This window comes from Spirosoma sordidisoli, assembly GCF_004138325.1.
Lineage (GTDB): Bacteria > Bacteroidota > Bacteroidia > Cytophagales > Spirosomataceae > Spirosoma > Spirosoma sordidisoli.
In genome coordinates this window covers 183,540-198,388 of record NZ_SBLB01000003.1, presented here as the reverse complement: position 1 = coordinate 198,388, position 14,849 = coordinate 183,540, and the positions used below count along the sequence as shown (strand labels likewise).

Below are 14,849 nucleotides of genomic sequence, written 5' to 3'. Positions count from 1 at the left end.
AAGGTGACAGCTTGTAAAAGTGATAAAACGCTGACCCTTCGTTCCCGGTCAGCAAAACCGCTTGATTTGGAACCAAATATACACAAAAAACGGCTCAATCAGGCAGTTTTCGCGCCTGACACCCGTGGTTTCTTTTAAAATAAGGAGCCGTCGCCCGCTTATCGGCTCCGGATTACCAGGAAACCAGTACCCCACGGCTGGTAGTTCGTGCTCGCAGGCTCGCGGTTCAGGATTCATCCAGCAGTTTTGCCAGATCGATCTCATCGGCGGGGGTTATGTCGGCCTTCAGTACCCGCTTCATAAACGCCAGGGCTTCTTCGGTATGAACCGGCGAGCCAGCCACCACGCAGTCGGACGGGATGTACAGCGAGAAGTCGCGTACGTAGGCATCGCTGGCCGTGAACAAAACGCAGGCATCGGCACTGATACCCGTTAGGATCAGCGTTTTTGCTTTCAGATACGCCAGCAGCGTTTCCAGCGTCGTCGCAAAAAAAGCCGAGTGCTTGGGTTTAAGGACCGAATAATCATCGTCGTCGGGCAATAACCGTTCGGCCAGCGGCTGCCCGCGCACCCCATCGTGCAGACAGTGATCCAGCACTTCCCTAAAGTCGGACCGCCATCGACCAAAGTTATCGTTGATGTAAACAACCGGAATGCTGGCGTCTTTACACCGCTGTTTGAGTCGGGCGATCCGATCCGCAGCAGCCAGGGTTGGCGCCAGAAAGTCCGGTCCCTCAGGGAATTCCAGATCGTTGATCATATCGATAATCAGCAGCGCTACCGGGGCGGAGTCGGGCGCATTGCCGTGTAAATCGTCACTTGTGTTGGCCATGAGCGGCTAAAGGGTAATGGATTAATGAACTATCTTCGACCCCAGCCGACAGATCGGCTAAAGAATCGTAGTTGTATAACAACAAAAGCGCGTCATTCGCTCTTTTATCTGCATCAATTCCCCAATCAGTACTCGTTGCCTCATGGTTCAGTTCTCCGTACGATTTACTCTTTTCCTGGTGCTTGGCTATCATGTTGGCAGCCTGGCTCAGCCCCCTGCGCCTACCGCTTCATCTCTGGACGATACCCTGCAACTGAACGAGGTAGTGGTTCGCGGGTACGCATCGAACCGGCGGCTGCTCGAGACAGGCGCATCGATCGGCCTGCTGACCCGGCGGGACCTGAACCAGCGTTACGGAACCCCAACCCTCATACCGGCCCTGAATACCCTGCCCGGTGTCCGGGCCGACGAACGATCGCCGGGCAGCTACCGACTGGCCATTCGGGGCAGCGCGATCCGGTCGCCGTTTGGGGTACGTAATGTGAAAGCATACTGGAACGAACTGCCGCTGACCGACGCCGGCGGCAACACCCCGCTCAACGCGCTCGATGTGCGGTCGCTGGGCCGTATCGAAGTTATCAAAGGCCCGGCCGGCAGCCTCTACGGCGCCGGAACGGGCGGCACGCTCCTGTTCAGTGGCCTGGCGGTCCCGGCGGGCAAAACCAACGTGGAGCTGTCGGCGCTGGGCGGTAGCTACGGTTTATACGGAAACGGCATTGCGGTTCAGACGGGCCAGCAAAACTCGGCGATTACCCTTAGCTACAATCACCTGCAAAGTGACGGATACCGAAACCACAGTGCGCTGGTGCGGGACAACCTGACGCTGGCGGGCTCGTTCAATGTCAGTGACAAACGAACGATTTCCGTGCTGGGACTCTATTCAGACCTGCACTATCAGACACCCGGCGGCCTGACCGAAGCCCAGTATCGGGCCGATCCGCGAGCCTCCAGACCCGCTACCCGAACCCTGCCCGGCAGTGCCGACCAGCGGGCCGGTATTTATCAGAAGTATGGCTACCTGGGCGTCTCGCACGAGTACCGCTGGAGCGATCGGATTCAGAATACAACGGTCCTGTACGGGTCAACGACGGACTTTGCCAACCCGTTTATCACCAATTACCAGAAGAGCGCCGACCAGGGCCTGGGCGGGCGAACCGTCACTCAGTTCCGGCTGCCCAGCGGGCCGCTGCCCACTACCTTTACAGTTGGGGCCGAGCTGCTGCGCACCTTTACCGTTATCCGCAACTTTGGCAACCGCGCCGGTACGCCCGATACGATCCAGACCGACGAAGAGCTGGTTGCCCGGCAAACCAGCCTGTTCGCGCAGGCCGAAACCGAACTCCCGGCCCGCTTCCGGCTTACTATGGGGTTGAGTCGCAACGATGTTCGCTATGGCTTTACCCGCTTCCCGACCCGGGCGGCCGGTGCCTTGCCGGCTGAGCTGCTTACCCGCAACTTTACGCCTGTCTGGTTACCCCGTGTGGCACTGCTTCGCACCTTCGGCCAGACGTTGTCAGCCTTTGCCAGCATCAGCACCGGCTATTCAGCGCCCACCCGCGATGAGGTTCGCCCCTCGGCAGGTGGCTTCAACACAACCCTGAATCCCGAGCGGGGCACCAGCTACGAAGTTGGCATTCGCGGTTCAGCGCTTCAGTCGAGACTTCGCTTCGATGTGGCGGCCTACCAATTCGGTCTGCGCGAAACCATTGTACGTCGATCTAACGCGGCCGGTGCCGAATTTTTCGTGAACGCGGGCCGTACTGACCAGCGGGGCCTTGAAGCCCAGGCGAGCTACGACCTGGTAGCCCCGACTGGATTTTCGGGCGCGTCAAATGCGGTCGTTTCTCTGCTGAGAATCTGGCAGAATGCCACCCTGACCGACTACCGCTTTCGCAGCTACCAGCAGGGCACGGCCGACCTGTCGAACAATCGGATTCCGGGAGTGGCTCCGGTAACGCTCGTGTCGGGCCTGGATCTGGAACTGAAAGCGGGGGTATATGCCCACCTGACCTATCAGTTTCTGAACCCGTTCCCGCTCAACGACGCCAACACGGCCCAGTCTGATCCAACCCGGCTCCTGCAGGCCACCCTGGGCTTCCGTAAACCCATTGGCCGGCACTGGACGCTGGATGGATACGTCAGTGGCGACAACCTCCTGAATCAGACCTATTCGCTGGGCTATGACCTCAATGCCGTAGGGAACCGGTTTTATAACGGATCGCCCACCCGCAATGCCCTGGCGGGTATACGCGTGAGCTGGTTGTGGTAGATGAATGAACTAGGGCAACGTATAATCTATCGCTATTTTTGGCCATACGAAAATGCCCTTATTCCTTGCTCACTGTCACCAACCTTAGCAAAGCCTACTCGGGTCAGCCCGTACTGACGGTACCGTCGTTGCGGTTGCCCGTCGGCATTCATTACTTTCGGGGTAGCAACGGCTCCGGCAAAACCACCTTTTTCAGGACGGTGGCCGGACTGCTCCCCTTTTCGGGGCAGATCGTGCTCAACGAAGCGTACGACCTCAACCGCCATCCGGTGGCGTATCGGCTGCGGGTCAACTATGCCGAAGCCGAACCCCTCTACCCCGACTTCCTGACACCCCGCGATCTGGCGGGTTTTGTAGGGAAAGCCAAACGAGCACCGGCGGGTCAGGTCAACGAACTGGCCGACTTACTGGGCGTGCATGCGTTCTGGACGCAACCGACGGGTACCTTTTCGAGCGGCATGCTGAAAAAATTGTCGCTGCTGCTGGCCCTGCTCGGCGAGCCGGCTCTGGTGCTGCTCGATGAGCCGCTCACGACGCTCGATGTAGCCACGGCCGCCCGGCTGTTCGATTACATTCGGCAGCTTCACACGCGCCAGTCGGTTTCGTTTTGTCTGACCTCGCACCAGGACGTTAGCCTGACGGGACTTTCACTGACGAGTATGTGGCAGGTGGGTAATGGCGAAATCAGTTCCGTAATAAACTGATGTATACTGTTCTTTACCGTACCCTCGTCCTGCCTTTCTACGTTCGCAACGCCGGTACTTTTCTGGTCGTGGTTCTGCTGGCGTTCGGCTTCATGCGCCCGATGGACCACGAAGCACTGATCACGGCCGCCCTGGGCTCACCCGCGCTCCTGACCGGGGTTATACTCCTCTGGCTGGTGTACACGCTGCGGACGGTCGGCTTTGTCAGAAAAGCACTGGCCGCACCCGACCATCTGTTTCTTCAGACTTTCCGGCTCGTTCCCGTGCGAATTCGCTGGTCGTTGTGGCTTTTACTGGTTGCTCAGCTGCTCGTTCCGGTCGGCGGTTACGCGATCTGGATGCTGGCTCGGGCTGTTCATTACCAGGCCTGGGGGTCGTTTGCGGTCATTCTGCTGACCATGGCCGGTTTGCTGGTCGTTGGCGCTGCCGGGGCCGACCACCGACTTCGCCATCATCCGGCGGGCTCGCTGCGGCTGCCGACGCTGAGCGTCAGTCTCCCCTACTGGCTGTTCTTCCCAGCCTACTGGCTTCGGCATGAACCCTTGTCTTTACTGCTGACCAAGCTACTATCCGGGCTGCTGCTGGTGGGCGTATGCCGGCTTTACCCGACCGACGATTATGACGAACGGCTCCTCCTGATCGGGTTGATGCTGGCTCTGATTACCCATTCGCAGGTGGCGCGGCAATTGAGCACGTTTGAACACCGTTACCTGATCCTGCTGCCCAATATGCCTTTCACCTGGCTCGATCGGCTGGGTCGTTATACGCTGATCTACGGGTTGATCTGGCTACCCGACTGGCTGATTATGCTCAAAAACCAACCCGCCACTGTCGGGGTCGATTATATGGTCTGGCTCGGGCTGACCGGCTGGGGATGGCTACTCCTGATGCATGGGCTGGCCTACGGGCGAGAGGTATCGCCGGAGCGTTGGCAAACCGCTGTTTTCTGGGCCTTTATCCTGGGTCTGCTGGCCATCATGTTCAGTGTACCGGTGGGCGTCTGGCTGGCTATAGGCTGGCTGGGGGCGGCAGGTATCAGCTTTTCTTCTGCTTACCGGCCAGGGTTTGTTTAGCGGCAATGGCTTCGATAGCCGCTACCAGACGATCCAGATCTTTGGGCGAATGATAGATATGGGGCGTTACCCGAACCCCGCGAATATTTTCCCATTCGATCCCTACCGTATGGATCTTATACTGGTTTAGCAGCTGACCATCAATCTCGGCGGGTTTCATCCCATCGATCGAGAACAGGGCTACCGCACCGGCATACTCGGGCTTGAGCGACGTATGAATACGAACACCCGGCAGCTCACGGACCCGCTCCATCCAGTAGTTTTTGAGGTAGTGCGCCCGGGCAAACTTACGCGCGGAGCCAATGCTGTTATGGAAGTCAACGGCGGTACCAATGGCCATTTCTGACGCAAACGAACGCGTACCCAGGCTCTCGAACTTCCGGATATCAGGCCCGTCAGGTTCATTGTTGGAGAGCAGCGCCCATACGTTTTTGATCTTGTTTTGCCGCACATAAAGCATGCCGCTGCCGAAGGGCGCACACAACCATTTGTGCAGGCTGCTGGCAAAGTAGTCGCACCCCAGGTCCGGTATTTTGAAATCGAAGAGCGCGAAGGAATGAGCCCCGTCGGCGATGACCTCGATTCCCCGCTTGTGGGCTTCGTCAGCGATTTTCCGTACCGGCATCACCTGCCCTATCCAGTTGATCATATGGGTGATATGAACCACTTTGGTTCGGGGCGTAAAGGCTCGGATGTACTGCTGAGCCAGCGCGTCGTCATCTTCGCTGGGCAGGTCGAGGTTCAGGTACACGAGTTTGATCCCGTCCCGTTTCTCGCGCTGCTTCCAGGCATTGAGCATGTTCGGATAGTCCTGTTTGGTAAGCACTACCTCGTCACCGGCTTTCAGATTTAATCCGAAAATAACGGTGTTCAGCCCCTCGGTAGCGTTTCGATTGATGGCGATCTCTTCCGACGAACAGCCCGCCAGATCGGCCAGTTTGCTGCGGAGGGCTTCGCGACCCTGATCCAGAATCCGCCACATGTAGTAGGATGGCGCTTCGTTGGCGTACTGATAGAACCGGATATGGGCGTCCTGCACAACTTTTGGTTGCGGACAAACGCCCCCGTTGTTCAGATTCAGGAGATTGGGCGAAACCGTGTACTCGGACTTCACCCACGCCCAGAAATCCTCATCCTGCGCCCATTCCGCGGCCGACTTCAGCGCTGTACCGGGTGCAGGCATTGGGTTGGCAAACGTGTCGGGGAGAAACGTCGGGAGTGTAAGCGCAGCGCTGGCCGCAGCGGCCGACTGACGAAAAAAAGTGCGACGGGTTGACATAACAGGCCGTATGGATTAGACTAGACGATCCAAGGCAAAACTACCCTTTTTACGTTGTCTTCCTAGAAAAAGTCCCCATTTCGCCTTATATTTTATTGAATTCTATTCATAATGCCAAATTTTATCGAAGTAACCACTTCTTCAACTATCGGTGTTGTACTGTGTGGGCTAATCGGCCAATTCTGGCGGTCTGGAAGTCTTCCCGTGGCCAGTCTCTCACCCACGCAAAACCTTTTGGCATGTTTACCAGTCAACTAAGGGCAATACTGCCTGTACGACTGCATGTCCCGGCGCCAGTTCGTTGGTACCGGTCCGGCATGTAGTCCTGACGAATTCCATTGTATGAACGCACGCCCTGCTGATCAGCCAAACGCAATCTCCGAGCTAACGGCTTTTCTGTTCAATCGACGGGAAACGCTGCTTAACAACTGGCGCTCTGCCTGCGAGTCGGACCCTTCTCTTCGCAAGATCACGGTGCTGGCGCGCGAGGAGTTCAATAACCTGATGCCGATTATACTCGACATTCTGGAGCAACAGCTGCTGGGTAAAGTGCCCGATAACGACCCCATTATTGCGGCCAAGTCGCACGGACTCCATCGCTGGCAAAAATCATTGGCCCTGCCGGAACTGCTGCGGGAGCTGAACCACCTGTCCGTTATCCTGTTCGATGAGCTGAAACTGTTTCGGGAGTTGTTCCCGCATGTTGATCCGGATCTGGTACTACAGGCCCAGCAGCAGATTCTGGTTTTGATGAACGAGACCATACGGGGCAGCGTCACCAAACACGATGAATTACAGCGGCTTCAGGCTGCCAACCGGGCTTCGAGCCTGGAGCAGGCCCTGCATGAGATGGAAGAACTGTCGCGCCAGCGTGGCGATCTCCTCCGTAAATCATCCCATGATTTGCGGAGTGGGCTGGGGTTGAGCATGGGGGCCGCTTACTTTCTCCGGATGGACGATCTGAGTCCGGAAGAACGCCAACAGTTCATGGATATGCTCAACCGCAATCTGACCCATGTGCAGTCGATGCTGACCAACCTGATGGATCTGGCTCGCCTGGAAGCGGGTCAGGAGCCCCTGCAGCTGGAAGAGTTCGATGCAGCCGCTCTTTTAGGCGACCTGGTTGCCAGCGTAAGCCCAATGGTGGCAGAACGGGGCCTGATCATACGGGCCGACGGGCCGGAAAGTCTGAAGGTCAGGTCTGACCGGGTTAAGATCTACCGGATTGCGCAGAACCTCATCCTGAATGCACTGACCTACACCCCCTCCAGCCCGGATCGCCCCGGCATGGTGTCTATATCCTGGTCGGCAGAGAATGACTGGCGGTGGGGATTCAGTGTTCAGGATTCGGGCCCGGGTCTACCCGACGATCTGATGGAGCTGTTCCATAAACAGCTTAAACCGACTGTTGAAGAAACCAGCGTGCTGGCTCCCGAAGAAGGCCAGCCGACGCCCATGCCCCCCAACGATGACCATCAGGTACCGACCGGGCAACCGCTCGGCCAGCTGATGGCCCGCTCAACCGAAAAAGGCGAAGGCATTGGTTTACAGATTGTTAAACGACTCTGTGAACTGGTGGGTGCCAGTCTGGAAATAGAGAGTATCAAGGGACGAGGCACCCTGTTTCGGGTGCGGATGCTCGTTCAGCAGTTCGATTAACTCGCAACCCGGGTCGTAGTCTAGTCCACCACTCTTCCTGTACAGCCCATGTTTAGTACGAACCAACCGACCGTAGCCATCATTCTCTGCCTTCTGACCATGCTGCTCTGGGGCTCCTGGTCAAATGCCCAGAAATACGTGACCCAGTCAGCCCCGCTTTACGTCTTTTATCGCGACTACGTGTACGGCATTGTCCTGACTGCCCTGGCCCTGGGGTTTACGCTGGGCAGTTTCGGCGAAGAGGGCAGGTCACTGTTCGACGATATGGGCCAGGCAACGACAAAGGCCCTGCTGCTGGCGGTGGCGGGCGGGCTGGTTTTCAACATCGGCAACACCTTACTGACAGTCGGCATCAGCATGGCTGGTATATCGATCGCCATGCCGGTTGGAACGGGCTTATCCCTAGCCATCGGGCTGGTCGTCAACTACCTCGCCGAACCACAGGGGAGCGTCTGGTTGCTGGCCCTGGGCGGGGCAGCCATATTGGGGGCCATGGTGTTCAGTGCACTGGCCTATCAGCAAAAGCAGAAAAAGGCCGATGCCGGAAAAACACCCGACGATACCCGCGGGATCTGGATCGCGCTGGCGGGCGGACTGGTTGCGGGCTTCTTTTTCCGGCTGATATCGAGCGCGCTGGTTACCGACCATACGTCGCCCGAACCGGGTTTGCTCACCCCGTATACAGGTTTGCTGTTTTTTGCCCTTGGTATCCTCATCAGCAACCCACTGGTCGAATACCTGGTCCGCCGGTTCATCCTGACCGACGAATCTGGCCAGCCGACGTACGGGCAAACTCCATTCCGTACTCATCTGGCAGGCATCGGGGGTGGTTTCATTTGGGGGATCGGTATGATTGCGCTCCTGCTCGGTTCCAAACAGGCCGGCGACGCGGTCTCGTACGGGCTTAGCCAGGGGGCTACCGTTGTCTCGGTTCTGTGGGGGTTATTCGCCTGGCACGAGTTCAAAGAGGCCCCGTCGACAGCCAATCGATACTTATGGCTGATGGGCGGGGCGTACCTAGCTGGCCTTGTCCTGATTATCCTGGCCCGCTCCTGACCGGCATGGGTAATGAATAAACCGACCGTATTCCAATTCACTTAATTGACCCAGTCATGCGTATTACCTTGTTTATACTACTGGCATTCTGCACTGTTTTTGTCAGTGCGGGGCAGGCGCAACCAGCCAAAAAACAAACCAGAAACTACATGACTACGCCAACGGGTTACCTGGTGGTATTACAGCAGGGCGACAATGTGCTTCAGGAACTTGAACAGCTTACCCGGCAGGAGGCCATTCCCAGCGCCAGTATTACCGGGCTGGGTTTTGTTCATCCGACGTTCGGCTTCTGGAACGCAGCTACCAAAACCTACGATCCGAGAGCGTTGCGCGACACCGAGCTGGTTAGCCTGACGGGTAGCATTGCCTGGCAGGACAACAAACCGGCCCTTCATCTGCACGGTGTGGTTGCCGACAAAGAGTTCAAAATAACCGGAGGGCACATTCTGGCCCTGGAGGTGGGCACGGGCTCGGTAGAAATCATGATTATCCGGCACCCGGATCGGCTCGTTCGGGAGATCGATTCCAAAACGGGAGCAGCCGTTTTACAAATTCCCAACCGGTAGCTGGTTCGTCAGGGCAACGTATGCCCAACGCGCCCCTCTATGGCCGTTTTGATTTTTCGACACTCAAAAAAGCGACGGATCAACAGCCTGTTTGCCATTGATCCGTCGCCTTCTTATACCAGTTATGTCCGCTATGGGAACTTCGGAAACTTACTGAAGTCGGGTTTGCGCTTTTCGAGGAAAGCATCTTTTCCTTCTTTGGCTTCGTCCGACAGGTAGTACAGGAGCGTGGCATCACCCGCCAGCTGCTGGATACCGGCCTGCCCATCCAGTTCGGCATTGAACGACGCTTTCAGCATCCGGAGGGCAATCGGGCTTTTCTCGAGCATTTTGCGGCACCAGGCCACGGTCGTCTCTTCCAGCTGATCGAGGGGGACCACCTTGTTGACCAGCCCCATATCCAGCGCTTCCTGCGCATTGTACTGATCGCAGAGGAACCAGATCTCGCGGGCTTTTTTCTGGCCCACGACCCGGGCCAGGTAACTGGCGCCAAACCCACCGTCGAACGAGCCGACTTTAGGACCGGTCTGCCCAAAGCGGGCATTGTCGGCCGCGATGCTCAGGTCACAGACTACGTGCAGCACGTGACCGCCCCCAATGGCATAGCCGGCCACCATAGCCACAACAGGCTTGGGTATCCGCCGAATCTGCATCTGGAGGTCCAGCACGTTGAGCCGGGGTACCTGATCGTCGCCGATATAGCCACCATGGCCCCGGATCGACTGGTCACCCCCTGAGCAGAACGCTTCGCCCCCTTCGCCGGTGAGGATAACGACCCCTACCCGCTCGTCCTGCCGGGCCAGTTCCATGGCTTCCGACATTTCTTTGACCGTTAAGGGCGTAAAGGCATTACGCTTATGCGGGCGGTTGATGCTGATTTTAGCGATACCGTCGTAATACGAGAACAGAATCTCCTGATATTCTTTTATGGGTTCCCAGGGGAAATTGCTTTGCATAGTGCATTGGGTGAGTATAAACTACTCATTATATGAAACATCATGATACTGAACATCCCACGTGTGATCAGCCATCATACGAACGGTGGCCAGGCAACGCTCGAACGGAAACGTACGCCCCCACTCCGTCGGGCCGATCATCGACAGCACATCCGTTCCGTTCCGGCGGGTATAGAAATAGTAGGTATGCCCAACTACCGGCTCAAAATTCATCTGGGCCGCATAGATCCGTTCAGACACTTCGACCCGGTGACGAATGGCCGTAGCCTGGTCGGCCAGCAGCTGCATCTGTTTGTAGAGCTGACTAAGCTGCATGTCCGTCTGCTCGCGCATGGCCGACACGGCCCGTCCCGTAATCTTACCTTTGTCTTCGGGGCGGATAACGGCACCGCCCGCCGTATGCGCGTATGCCAGGAGGCCCGGTGATTCGGCTACTTTATCCGGCGAAATCGGATTGATGATTACTTTCGCTTCTTCCATATGTACTTCGGATAACCGCCCGGCGAACGACTTTGTTCGCTGTCGTGGAATGACAGAAATATTGCGTATTTTCGCCAAAAACCCGGCTTATGGCCGTAAAAGTACAACAAAACACCATGCAAACCAGCTCACTGGCTCCGGATAAACGACCGATCGACAGACAACATTTCTTCCGGCTGGTGGGCACCGGCATCGGCGCTATCCTGCTGAATCGATGCCTGGCCGGCTGCGCGGCTCAGGGAAATGATGACCCCATCCGCCCCGCCACCGAAAAGCTGGATTTCACCCTACGCCTGGACGATAAAAGCAACGAAAATCTGAACGTAAACGGCGGCTATGTCATTGCCAACGATGTCATTGTTGCCCGAACCAAAGACGGCAACTTCGTAGCTGTATCGGCCGAGTGTACACATGCCGGTACAAAGCTGACGTTTAAGTCGGCCAGCGATCAGTTTTACTGCCCCCTGCACCTGTCCCGTTTCGATACCAGCGGTAAGGTGCTGGTCGGCCCGGCTTCGCTTCCGCTCAAACAATACAAAGTGACTCCCGACCTCATTGCCCGTACGGTTCGGGTATTCGAGTAATCCTGTTAGCCAGGCGGCCTCTGCCGGGGGAGATAACCGGTACGCTGCGCCCTGATTCTATGGTGCTTGCGTTCCCCGATCCGGCTACCTGGCCGGACGCACATACCCCCTACGAAGCCGAAGCGCTGGCTTTCTGCACGGCCTGGTTGAGCGGTCAGGACGAATTTACCCTACACACCTCCGGCTCGACCGGTACGCCCAAACCAATCCGGCTCACGCGCGCCCAGATGAAAGCCAGCGCTCGGCTTACTGGCCAAACCCTGGGGCTCCAACCCGGCGATCCGGCCCTGGTTTGTCTGAACATCCGGTATGTGGCCGGGGTCATGATGCTCGTTCGGGGCCTCGAACTGAAGTTGCCCATGACGATCATCGAACCCGTCAGCAATCCCCTGGCGGGTTTCCATGCCCCCGCAGACCAGTTTGCCTTTGCGGCCCTGGTTCCGCTGCAGCTACAGACCATTTTGGACACGATCGATCCGGATACGGGGCAACCTGCGCAAGTCGACCTGCTCGATTCGATGAAAGCAATTCTGGTAGGTGGTGCCGCTACCAGCCCGGCTCTGGAAGAGGCTATACAAGCCATACGTGCCCCCGTCTACGCCACCTACGGCATGACCGAAAGCGTTTCGCACATAGCCCTCCGGCGACTGAATGGCCCGGAACGGAGCGACTGGTTTACGGCTCTCGACGGGGTAACGCTCGGCACCGACGAGCGGGGTTGTCTGCACATTACGTCGGCGGCCACCAACCAGCAGCGCATCCAGACCAACGACGTCGTTACGCTGCTGCCCGATAATCGGTTCCGGCTGCTGGGCCGCGCCGATACCATCATCAATACGGGTGGCGTAAAAATACAACCCGAACCAGTAGAACGCCTGATTCAGGAGGAGTTGGCCAAATCTGGACCCGTACCCCGTTTATTTGTGGCGGGCATACCCGATGAGCGGCTCGGGCAGCGGGTAACGCTCGTTAGTGAACCGTTTCCCGACTGGCATTTGCACTGGGAGCCCCTTCAACTGGCCATCCGGACTGCCATTGGCCCGTATGCCGTACCAAAAGAATGGCGTATTGTTGCCAACTTTGCCGAAACGCCCACCGGTAAACTAGATCGGCAGGCTACCATTGCCCGCATCGTGTAGGATGGCGGGCCAACTACTTTGCACCCATGTCGTTTAAGTCTATTCAGATTCGCTACCAGACAGCCCGATCGTTACCGGCGCCCTACGCTTATTTCTATACCCTGACGCTTACCCCACTCGTTGGCGAAATTAGCGTCGACCTGGCCATCACCTACCCCGACCGCGATGATATCGACGAGGACGAGCTGATTGCCGAGGGCTACACCCGCGACGACGATTTCGGCTGGACAGGGCGCCTGCCGCAAACCTGGCGACAAACCCTGATTTCGCTGGCAGAAAAAACCAAACTTCAGCGCGTTGACGAAGAGCAGCTGGACGAAGACGACGATTTCTGGGATATTAAACTCGAACCCACAGCGGGTCCAGTGCGCCAGGGTCGTCCGGAACAGCGGCCCAATAGCAGTCCCGACGATTGGCAGTATCTGGTTCAGGAACTGATTCAGGCCGCTTACGAGTCGATGGGGCGCGAACGACCTTTTGAGCTCACCTACCTGCGGATCAACGGTCGACAGGAGGGTATGGAGCTGCGCATGACGGCCTCGTTTGTAGCCCGGAATGTTCAGATTCTGACCCTGCACGACCGACGCGAACGGACCCGGACCTTGCCCTGGTCTACCCTGCAGCGGGTTATGAGTACCGTTTATGCCTACGATTACGATCCGGCTGAAGCCCAAACCAAACGCCCCAGAACCGATGGACGCTGGCTGAACCTGGGTACTGACGATTGGTACGATATTGCCGACTATACGGAGGTCAGCGAAACCCTGGAACACCTGTAGACTTCCTACCGCTCCCACACCTCCGCCGACACCATTCCTCCCACGGCCGACTGTCGGTCTCGACAGACCAGCCCGGCCTGGCTCATCAGCAGCTGCCAGTCGGGTAGTTGACGGGCTTCTATGCCGGCGGTTAGCCTGAAGAACCGGATCATGCTCCAAAGCAACACCCGCTGCCACCAGCCCTGAGCGGGCACAAAATCCGTTACCAGCCAGATCCCCCCCGGCCGGAGCGCTTCCAGTAAGCGCGGAATCATTCGATGCTGGAGGGTAGCCCTGGTAAACAGGTCGAGAACAAACGGGGTGATAATCACATCAAACTGCTCATCGGCCGGTATCGTCTGCTCGTCACCGGTCTGGAATCGGACCTCAATGGAGAACGGTTGATGCAGGATACGGCGGGTGGCGCGGGCCAGCATCCGGCCCGATGCTTCCAGGTACAGCACCCGAACGGGCTGGCATCGCTGTAAGATCTGTTGCAGCAACCAGCCCGTTCCGCCCCCAAGGAGCAGTACCGAAACCGGCGCCGACAGGACGGATGAATCGGCCGGTTCGCGGCTCGTTTGCTGGCGGTGAATCTGATCGATAAAGCGGAGTTGAGCCCGCTGTAGCCGCGACCCAAAAACAATCTTCGCCAGTATATCGTATACCGGTTCAATCCAGTCAAATCCCATGAGAGGCTATGTTCGTTGATGAGCTCACTGGCAGCCACCATGATCTGCCCGGGCAACCAAAACTACCATTAAGTAACTGTCTAAAAAGCGTTTACCATAATAATCTGTAGCTTTACCCTATCCACCACTCTTACCATGCCCCATGTACCCTACGAAGCTACTGCTTATCATCGGCTTATTCGCAGGTACGTACGCCTGTACGATCCAGGATAGCCAGCAGGATACACCACCCAATCAGGCATCGCCCGTTACGGCTTCCCGGGTAAAAAAACCATCGACACCCGACGCACTTGTCCGGGAATTGTACAGGCAGCATGACGCGGGCAACGGACCGTTTTTTCAGACTGACGACAGGCCGCTGCTGAGCCGCTATTTTGACGGGGAGTTGGCTGACCTGATCTGGGCCGATATGACAACCACCGAAGCGGGCGAGAGCATGCTTGACGCCGATCCGTTGTATAATGCGCAGGATATCGACATCAGAAAGTTTAACGTTCATCCGGCTGCCGAACGGGATGGGGCGACCGAAGTACGGGTTACTTTCGAAAATTTTGGTGAGCAACAGGAAATCCGGTGCCGCATGATCCAGCTGCGGGGCAAGTGGCGAATCGCGGATATTATATACCCCGACGGCAGCCAGCTGTATCAGCTACTCAGCGGCCCGGACGAGGAAACGCCCTGACTTGGAGAGTTGCCTGTCCCGGCCGTAAGCAGAACGGCATATATACAAAAGGCCCATCAAACAGCAGTCTGATGGGCCTTTTGGTAGGGTATTGTAATAAAGTCGCGCCCGCGGGCCGAA

At 57.3% G+C, this 14,849-nt stretch carries 15 protein-coding genes; 10 read left to right on the top strand and 5 right to left on the bottom strand.

All coding sequences use genetic code 11. The features are described 5' to 3' along the window. Window positions 1-226: 226 nt before the first annotated feature. On the bottom strand, window positions 227-832 hold the full coding sequence (locus EQG79_RS12625; RefSeq protein ID WP_077920980.1) for a cysteine hydrolase family protein: 606 nt from the start codon (window positions 830-832) through the stop codon (window positions 227-229). A gap of 142 nt (window positions 833-974) precedes the next feature. Here EQG79_RS12625 and EQG79_RS12620 point away from each other — a divergent pair, with 142 nt between their 5' ends. From EQG79_RS12620 to EQG79_RS12610, 3 genes are all read left to right on the top strand, one after another. After that, window positions 975-3,101 carry a TonB-dependent receptor gene (locus tag EQG79_RS12620; protein WP_129601686.1) on the top strand — a complete coding sequence of 709 codons (2,127 nt, stop codon included), beginning with the start codon at window positions 975-977 and terminating at the stop codon, window positions 3,099-3,101. A 65-nt stretch (window positions 3,102-3,166) separates the two neighbouring features. Next, window positions 3,167-3,805, top strand: a complete 639-nt coding sequence (locus tag EQG79_RS12615) for an ABC transporter ATP-binding protein (protein ID WP_129601685.1) — start codon at window positions 3,167-3,169, stop codon at window positions 3,803-3,805. Further along, complete coding sequence (locus EQG79_RS12610) at window positions 3,805-4,878, top strand: hypothetical protein (RefSeq protein ID WP_129601684.1); 1,074 nt, start codon at window positions 3,805-3,807, stop codon at window positions 4,876-4,878. Before EQG79_RS12615 ends, EQG79_RS12610 begins: the two co-directional genes overlap by 1 nt. On the opposite strand, the gene EQG79_RS12605 is transcribed toward EQG79_RS12610, so the two are convergent. Continuing rightward, window positions 4,841-6,157, bottom strand: a complete 1,317-nt coding sequence (locus EQG79_RS12605) for an aminotransferase class V-fold PLP-dependent enzyme (protein WP_077920984.1) — start codon at window positions 6,155-6,157, stop codon at window positions 4,841-4,843. The genes EQG79_RS12610 and EQG79_RS12605 overlap by 38 nt on opposite strands. A gap of 342 nt (window positions 6,158-6,499) precedes the next feature. Here EQG79_RS12605 and EQG79_RS12600 point away from each other — a divergent pair, with 342 nt between their 5' ends. The 3 genes from EQG79_RS12600 to EQG79_RS12590 all read left to right on the top strand — a co-directional run bounded on the left by EQG79_RS12600 (window position 6,500) and on the right by EQG79_RS12590 (window position 9,438). Next, window positions 6,500-7,816: a sensor histidine kinase gene (locus tag EQG79_RS12600; protein WP_129601683.1), complete on the top strand. Its 1,317-nt coding sequence runs from the start codon at window positions 6,500-6,502 to the stop codon at window positions 7,814-7,816. Window positions 7,817-7,864: 48 nt separating this feature from the next. Beyond that, window positions 7,865-8,872, top strand: a complete 1,008-nt coding sequence (locus tag EQG79_RS12595; RefSeq protein WP_129601682.1) for a GRP family sugar transporter — start codon at window positions 7,865-7,867, stop codon at window positions 8,870-8,872. A 149-nt stretch (window positions 8,873-9,021) separates the two neighbouring features. Then, a complete protein-coding gene (locus tag EQG79_RS12590; protein WP_206445584.1) occupies window positions 9,022-9,438 on the top strand; it encodes a PPC domain-containing DNA-binding protein in 417 nt (138 codons plus the stop codon). Window positions 9,439-9,569: 131 nt separating this feature from the next. Here the strand turns inward: EQG79_RS12590 and menB are convergent, their stop codons facing one another. Next, on the bottom strand, window positions 9,570-10,394 hold the full coding sequence (menB, locus tag EQG79_RS12585) for a 1,4-dihydroxy-2-naphthoyl-CoA synthase (protein WP_129601681.1): 825 nt from the start codon (window positions 10,392-10,394) through the stop codon (window positions 9,570-9,572). Window positions 10,395-10,415: 21 nt separating this feature from the next. After that, window positions 10,416-10,874: a DUF2452 domain-containing protein gene (locus EQG79_RS12580; protein ID WP_077920989.1), complete on the bottom strand. Its 459-nt coding sequence runs from the start codon at window positions 10,872-10,874 to the stop codon at window positions 10,416-10,418. 116 nt (window positions 10,875-10,990) lie between these two features. Here EQG79_RS12580 and EQG79_RS12575 point away from each other — a divergent pair, with 116 nt between their 5' ends. Genes EQG79_RS12575 through EQG79_RS12565 form a run of 3 tightly spaced genes read left to right on the top strand, consistent with a single transcriptional unit; the run spans window position 10,991 to window position 13,376 of the window. Beyond that, entirely contained in the window at window positions 10,991-11,458 is a 468-nt protein-coding gene (locus tag EQG79_RS12575) for a QcrA and Rieske domain-containing protein (RefSeq protein WP_077921159.1), read from the top strand. A 59-nt stretch (window positions 11,459-11,517) separates the two neighbouring features. Further along, on the top strand, window positions 11,518-12,597 hold the full coding sequence (locus tag EQG79_RS12570) for an AMP-binding protein (protein WP_077920990.1): 1,080 nt from the start codon (window positions 11,518-11,520) through the stop codon (window positions 12,595-12,597). Between the two features lie 26 nt (window positions 12,598-12,623). Further along, entirely contained in the window at window positions 12,624-13,376 is a 753-nt protein-coding gene (locus tag EQG79_RS12565) for a hypothetical protein (RefSeq protein WP_077920991.1), read from the top strand. A gap of 5 nt (window positions 13,377-13,381) precedes the next feature. On the opposite strand, the gene EQG79_RS12560 is transcribed toward EQG79_RS12565, so the two are convergent. Next, window positions 13,382-14,047, bottom strand: coding sequence for a class I SAM-dependent methyltransferase (locus EQG79_RS12560; protein WP_129601680.1), 666 nt, complete (start codon window positions 14,045-14,047; stop codon window positions 13,382-13,384). Between the two features lie 142 nt (window positions 14,048-14,189). Between EQG79_RS12560 and EQG79_RS12555 the strand changes: the two genes are divergently transcribed. Then, window positions 14,190-14,729 (top strand): DUF3828 domain-containing protein, encoded by a 540-nt coding sequence (locus EQG79_RS12555; RefSeq protein WP_129601679.1) that lies wholly within the window; start codon window positions 14,190-14,192, stop codon window positions 14,727-14,729. Window positions 14,730-14,849: the final 120 nt, after the last annotated feature.

Bases quoted from the DNA above. Each gene is read 5' to 3' on its own strand.
- EQG79_RS12605 (WP_077920984.1), bottom strand. From the start codon at position 6,157: ATGTCAACCCGTCGCACTTTTTTTCGTCAGTCGGCCGCTGCGGCCAGC.
- EQG79_RS12575 (WP_077921159.1), top strand. From the start codon at position 10,991: ATGCAAACCAGCTCACTGGCTCCGGATAAACGACCGATCGACAGACAA.
- EQG79_RS12565 (WP_077920991.1), top strand. From the start codon at position 12,624: ATGTCGTTTAAGTCTATTCAGATTCGCTACCAGACAGCCCGATCGTTA.
- EQG79_RS12625 (WP_077920980.1), bottom strand. From the start codon at position 832: ATGGCCAACACAAGTGACGATTTACACGGCAATGCGCCCGACTCCGCC.
- EQG79_RS12600 (WP_129601683.1), top strand. From the start codon at position 6,500: ATGAACGCACGCCCTGCTGATCAGCCAAACGCAATCTCCGAGCTAACG.
- EQG79_RS12570 (WP_077920990.1), top strand. From the start codon at position 11,518: ATGGTGCTTGCGTTCCCCGATCCGGCTACCTGGCCGGACGCACATACC.
- EQG79_RS12560 (WP_129601680.1), bottom strand. From the start codon at position 14,047: ATGGGATTTGACTGGATTGAACCGGTATACGATATACTGGCGAAGATT.
- EQG79_RS12555 (WP_129601679.1), top strand. From the start codon at position 14,190: ATGTACCCTACGAAGCTACTGCTTATCATCGGCTTATTCGCAGGTACG.
- EQG79_RS12595 (WP_129601682.1), top strand. From the start codon at position 7,865: ATGTTTAGTACGAACCAACCGACCGTAGCCATCATTCTCTGCCTTCTG.
- EQG79_RS12620 (WP_129601686.1), top strand. From the start codon at position 975: ATGGTTCAGTTCTCCGTACGATTTACTCTTTTCCTGGTGCTTGGCTAT.
- menB (WP_129601681.1), bottom strand. From the start codon at position 10,394: ATGCAAAGCAATTTCCCCTGGGAACCCATAAAAGAATATCAGGAGATT.
- EQG79_RS12610 (WP_129601684.1), top strand. From the start codon at position 3,805: ATGTATACTGTTCTTTACCGTACCCTCGTCCTGCCTTTCTACGTTCGC.
- EQG79_RS12590 (WP_206445584.1), top strand. From the start codon at position 9,022: ATGACTACGCCAACGGGTTACCTGGTGGTATTACAGCAGGGCGACAAT.
- EQG79_RS12580 (WP_077920989.1), bottom strand. From the start codon at position 10,874: ATGGAAGAAGCGAAAGTAATCATCAATCCGATTTCGCCGGATAAAGTA.